The sequence below is a fragment of the Thermanaeromonas sp. genome, from assembly GCF_021890735.1.
Classification (GTDB): domain Bacteria; phylum Bacillota; class DSM-521; order Neomoorellales; family Neomoorellaceae; genus Thermanaeromonas.
In genome coordinates, this window is the sequence record NZ_JAKKUR010000097.1 from 1 (window position 1) to 5571 (window position 5571).

The 5571-nt window shown below is 45.6% G+C and carries 7 protein-coding genes; 1 reads left to right on the plus strand and 6 read right to left on the minus strand.

Features of this window, described 5'->3' with window-relative positions; all coding sequences use genetic code 11:
- The 5 genes from L5656_RS10250 to L5656_RS10270 form a co-directional block, all read right to left on the minus strand.
- Positions 1-1160: threonine synthase (locus L5656_RS10250; RefSeq protein WP_366018281.1), on the minus strand; the 1160-nt coding region annotated here is incomplete at its 3' end.
- Positions 1161-1180: 20 nt separating this feature from the next.
- The gene (locus L5656_RS10255; protein WP_297202622.1) at positions 1181-1567 is read right to left on the minus strand and encodes a RidA family protein; all 387 of its coding nucleotides are present in this window, start codon (positions 1565-1567) and stop codon (positions 1181-1183) included.
- A 13-nt stretch (positions 1568-1580) separates the two neighbouring features.
- Positions 1581-2243 carry a helix-turn-helix transcriptional regulator gene (locus tag L5656_RS10260; protein WP_297202624.1) on the minus strand — a complete coding sequence of 221 codons (663 nt, stop codon included), beginning with the start codon at positions 2241-2243 and terminating at the stop codon, positions 1581-1583.
- Positions 2244-2415: 172 nt separating this feature from the next.
- On the minus strand, positions 2416-3258 hold the full coding sequence (locus L5656_RS10265) for a deoxyribonuclease IV (protein ID WP_297202626.1): 843 nt from the start codon (positions 3256-3258) through the stop codon (positions 2416-2418).
- 112 nt (positions 3259-3370) lie between these two features.
- Positions 3371-3646, minus strand: coding sequence for a heavy-metal-associated domain-containing protein (locus L5656_RS10270; protein WP_297202628.1), 276 nt, complete (start codon positions 3644-3646; stop codon positions 3371-3373).
- 118 nt (positions 3647-3764) lie between these two features.
- Between L5656_RS10270 and L5656_RS10275 the strand changes: the two genes are divergently transcribed.
- The gene (locus L5656_RS10275; RefSeq protein ID WP_297202630.1) at positions 3765-4754 is read left to right on the plus strand and encodes a hypothetical protein; all 990 of its coding nucleotides are present in this window, start codon (positions 3765-3767) and stop codon (positions 4752-4754) included.
- Between the two features lie 35 nt (positions 4755-4789).
- Here the strand turns inward: L5656_RS10275 and L5656_RS10280 are convergent, their stop codons facing one another.
- Entirely contained in the window at positions 4790-5422 is a 633-nt protein-coding gene (locus L5656_RS10280) for a hypothetical protein (RefSeq protein ID WP_297202632.1), read from the minus strand.
- Positions 5423-5571 lie beyond the last annotated feature (149 nt).

Below are 5571 nucleotides of genomic sequence, written 5' to 3' on the forward strand. Positions count from 1 at the left end.
ACTGGTACAAGGTCGGGATATTTCAGGCCGCTACCGGTATTAAGCAGGACAACCTTCTCGTTACGTTCTAATATTCCTTCCTTGCGCAGCTTGTGAGCCGCAGCTACAACTGCTGCTCCCTCCGGACAGATAAACATCCCTTCCGTAGAGGCCGTTAACTTCATGGCCTGCAATATTTCCTCATCCGAAACACTTACGGCAACTCCGCCGCTTTCATACACGGCCTCCAAAACCAGGAAATCACCGAGCGCCTTGGGGACTCTGATTCCCCCTGCTATGGTCTGAGCACCCTGCCAGAACTCCGACTCCTTTTTTCCTTCCTTGAACGCCTTCACAATGGGAGCGCATCCTTCAGCTTGCACGGCGATCATCTTGGGTAATTTTTCGCCTATCCATCCAATTTCTTGTAATTCCTTTAAAGCTTTCCATATTCCAATAATTCCCACGCCACCACCGGTGGGATAGAGAACGGCCGAAGGCAGCTCCCAATCGAATTGCTCTGCAATTTCTATACCCATAGTTTTTTTGCCTTCGATACGGTAGGGCTCTTTTAAAGTGGATGCTTCGAACCACCCATATTTGCGCACGCCTCTACCGATAATTTTCCCTGCATCTGAGATTAAACCGTTGACCAGATAGGTTGTGGCACCTGTGATGATACATTCTTTTTTCGCAAGATCGGGAGCGTCCTTAGGCATTGCAATAACGGCCTCTATTCCCGCTTTTCTGGCGTAGGCAGACCAGGCTCCTCCGGCGTTCCCTGCTGTCGGCATAGCTATCTTTTTTACGCCCAATTCCTTTGCCCGCGAAACTCCCACCGCGGCTCCTCGCGCCTTGAAGGTACCCGTCGGGTTTAATCCTTCATCCTTAATATACAGGAAGTCAAACCCTAGTTCTTTTCCGAGGTTTTCTGCCTTAAATATTGGCGTGTACCCCTCGCCCAAGGTTACGATATTTTCTGGATTTCTTAAGGGCAAGAATTCCCAATAGCGCCACAAGTCTGCACGACGACCGATAAGTACGTCTTTTTTAAGTGTTTTAAGTCTTGTTAGATCATATCTTACCAACAAAGGAGAACCACATTGGCAGGTATTGATAACGCGGTCACAATCATATGTTTGCCGACACTTAGGACATTCAAGGTGGCTTACCATTCCCACCTTTTATCCCCTCCCTGTTTTTATTCACAAATGGCTATAGCTTCGATCTCTACCAGCACATTTTTGGGTAACCTGCTCACCTCCACGACCGACCTTGCAGGATAGTCAGCAGAGAAATATTCAGCATAAATCTTATTTACTGTGGCAAAATCGTCCATGTTCTTTAGGTAAACTGTTGTCTTGACCACCTTTTCCAAAGAACTACCTGCAGCCTCCAGTACCGCTTTTAGATTTTCTATGGCTCTCCGTACTTGTTCTTCTATTCCGTTACCTACGATCTCACCCGTCTTGGGATCTAGCGGTATCTGCCCAGAGCAATAGACCATCCCCGCCGCTTTAATAGCTTGGGAATAGGGGCCGATGGCTTGAGGTGCTTGGTCTGTTGTTACTTTTGTTTTAACGGTCATTGCTTCTCCTCCTTTATACATAGTTTAATTTGGAATTTTTTCTGCCTCTGACTTCTTCGAGGTACCCATAGAGCGTATATTTGGACACTGCCAGGGCTTGCGCCACTATGTCCACTGCACCCTTAACCAGAAAAATTCCTTTTTCTTCCAGCATCTCCACCGCACGTACTTTGTCTTCTTTCGTCATAGCTGCTACGGGTTTTCCTAGTTTACTTAATACGCTATCCAAAACAGCCTGTACCATTTCCCCAATATCCTGGACAAACCTTTCGCCTTCTCGGCCTTCACCGCTTAAATCGTAGGTTTCCGTGAATTCTGCTAGGTATTGTTGTGCCACCTGAAACTCGGTAAGATCATAATTTATGCAAAGGCACCCTACTATCTCTCCCTCTGAATTCCTTATAAAAATTGTAGAGGACTTAAGGTTTTTACCTTCCTTGGTAAAAGACTTATAGCCGATCAGGTCCGGCGTATTATTTCCGTCTCGCTTTAGGGCCTCTAAAACGACATTAGTGACGGGAGCACCGATATCTCGTTTTGTAACATCGCCGGCCTTGTATATCATAGAATTCTCCGGCTTACTTAAATCGTGAATGACTACTTCACAATTTTTCCCAAAAGTCTTCTGTACGCCGTCCGCTATGGCTTTAAGAATTTCTAAAAGGTGTCCATCCACTTTTGTAGAATCACCTCAATTTCTGTTCCTACATTTATTATTCGCTGCTTAATTATTTTTTCCTGCTTAGCCATAAAATTTTTTTGGATAGATACCAAAAAATTTGTAGCCCCCCTAAACATTTGTAAGGGAACACAGCCCTGATACTTTGCTATGTTATGTACCCACCTTCTTAGTACTTTTGTTTAAGACGAAGAACCTTAATTATCTCTTTTCCATAGTCCTCGTATTTTTCTACTGTGGTCTCTAAGATCATGGGGAGAGAGCCCAAAAAAGGGTGGTTTATAATAGTACTGATGCCTTCTTCTCCTAATTCGCCCTCTCCTATACAAGCGTGGCGATCCCGGTTGCTTCCTAGAGGGGCCAACGAGTCGTTTAGGTGTAATACTTTAATCCTTTCCAGGCCAAATTTTACCTCTAAAGCGGCAACGAGATCATCACATCCTGTGGAGCTTTTTAGATTCCAGCCAGCAGCGAAGAGGTGAGCAGAGTCTAGACATATCCCTATCTGAGGTGCCCAGTCCAGCATATCTAGAACCTGTTTAAGGTCTTCGAGGCTTCCCAGTTCACCTGTTTGCCCGGCCATGGTTTCTAAAAGCAGCATGGGGCCTTGGCCTTGGTGATATAGGAAATTTTCGTGAATAATAGCTGCTAAAAGTTTTAAAGCCTCTGTTTTATTTCCTTTGTGCCGACCCGGATGGGTCACGATATATTCTCCTCCGATTATTTTTACGCGTTCAAGATCTTCCCTTAAAACTAAAGCTGCAAAGTCCCGGAGCTTTCCGGCGGGGGCGGCCAGGTTTACTGTATAAGGGAGATGGGCAACTACCGGATAGATATCATTTTGGGGCCTTACTTCTGACCAGTCCTTTATTTCGTTTTCTCCTATTTGACGTGCACGTCCACCTCTAGGGTTGCGGGTGAAGAATTGAAAGGTATTAGCTCCTATATGTTTAGCCATAGAAACTGCCTTAGGCAGTCCCTGAGCGATTGATAAATGAGCTCCTAGACGCATAGAAACCTCCTGAAGGGCTGAAATTTTTACCTTTACCTTACATTACTTCGGTCTACTTGTCAAACCTGTTAATAGAAAAGGGCCTCCCGGGCCCTTTGTTTTAACAACTCTTTCATATTTTATGAAGGTAATGGTAACCTAACCTGGCGATGTGGTACCCTATGGCTTCTAGCGTTATTTGTGAGGAGTTGTAAGTAATTGTGAGACGGCGATGCCTAGGAAAAGGTACTACATTGGTTATACCTGGAATACTTTGTAAAACGCTGGCTAATTTGCGGGCGTCTTCATCATCCTTCATGTTAGTAATTATAAGGGTAACAGTAACCTGCTGGTTTCCCCAGTTTTTAGAACCCATTAAGGCCTTAATTTGGTCGATGTAAAAGCTCAAGCGTACTCCCCCTTTCAGTTGATTGTTCTCTTTATTTTATGCCGCAGTTTCTTCACATTCTCCTTCCTTTGGTCAATATGCTATTAATGGTCAAACCAAATAGCGGGAGGGGAAAGAATTGCCGGTTACCGTTGTTCTCAAGGCAATGGGTACGCAGAGCCAAGCTTTACAGGATCTCATGGATGGCTTGGGCGTAGCATTAAAAGAGCGTGGTTTTCAAGTACTTGCATTGCCCGTTAGATCCAGCGATGGTAAGCTTTTTCGTATGTGGCAAGCTGGTTTACTTTTGGCGGTAGCGGAATGGCCCGCGGAAAAGGTATATCCAGAGCCCACGTTGAGGTTTTTTTATTCTTTCAGGAAGGCGGAAAAGAGTTTAAGATTTATCGCTACTGTTGTTCAGGAGATACTTATCAACAGGGATGGACTTAATTATACCTTGGCCAGGAAGTGGGAGCACATAATACGGCCCGCTTATTTTAGGTTTTTGCAAGATAGCGATGTGCCGGCTGTATTGCTGGAACTACATGGTATAGGTGAGCACGAGGAGCTACGGAAGCGAATACAGACCAGGATAGTGGAAGGAGTAGAGCGTTATTTCACCTTAGATGACAATTCAAAGCTCAGCACGAGCGAAGTCTCTTCGGTGGAAAAGAACATATCTCCTACTTCTATGGACTACGTAACGGAGGATTTTGGCGAGGTTGAAGAAGCTGACCAAATCGAACAGGTTGAAGAGGTGGAAGAGGCTGAAGAAGAAGTGCAACAGGAAAGCGTCGGATGTCTTCTAGAAACAAAATCCATTGAAAAAGCTCCTGAAGAGGAGATTGGGAAAATTGATCCTAACAGAGAAAAGGAACATTTAAATGTGCTTATGACCGAAGCTAGACTTGGGCGACGGCCTCGTCACTGGGGCAGCAATCCGCTGGCTCCGCCGGGTGATGGTCCTATATATTATTTTGAGCCTCCTATGCCGGCGGAATTACCCCCGGCTATTCCAAGCGATATTATCTCTCCAACCGTATATACGACAGACTCTTTAACCAACCTAAGACAGCTTTCATTGAGTCTTAATCGTATAACTAGGGATGATAACATGCAATTAAAGTAAGAAGCACCGTCGGAAGACGGTGCTTCTTTATGCTTCTAGAAGCACTGCGGTGGTGGAGAAGGCGGGCATACGCCAGGTGCCACCACGCAAGGTGCCGGGACACAGAAGCCGTAGCTGGGAACCAGGAGTTGTACCGTGAGCAGGGTTTTAATTACCACACAAACTTGGAAGTCACAAGTAACAGTTATGGTGCCAACACCCACGGCAGATACTACGCAATTGCAAAAGAGCAAGGTGCTTTCGCTACAGTCTACCGTAACCCCATCGGGTGCGCAGAGGGTAACGATTTTTGTAAAGGTAAACACCCTATCGGCTGTTTCGGTAGGTGCGTTGGGATTAGTTAGGGTAATAGGCACCGAAACTACCAGGGTAAGATTAGCGAACCCGCCAGTAGTAGGTTGCTTATTGATGACGTTGCAGGAGATAGATTGATTGGGTGTAAGGCTACATGGTATGGCCTGGCCCACGGTAAAAGTACCTGTAGCAAATTCACCGCCGAGCCCAGTAGTTACTGTGGTATCCCTGGTCCGGCTTTCCACTTGGAAGCAGCTATCATAGACTTTATCTACTACAATGCATTCAATGCGGGTGGGTGGTGGACATCCTTCTGGCGGGCACTGGCCTGGTCTGATTACCTGTTGCTGTTGGGTTACAGCTTCTTCAGACATAATTTACTACCCCCTCCTGATAAGATTTTTACTTATTCGTCTGGTATATAATATTGCGTGCCCGCAATGGATGTGCCACCGTAGATTGTGCTTTTCATTGAGGTAAAATAGAGGCCAAACTAGGGTAAAATATTAAGCCTCCCTGCCCT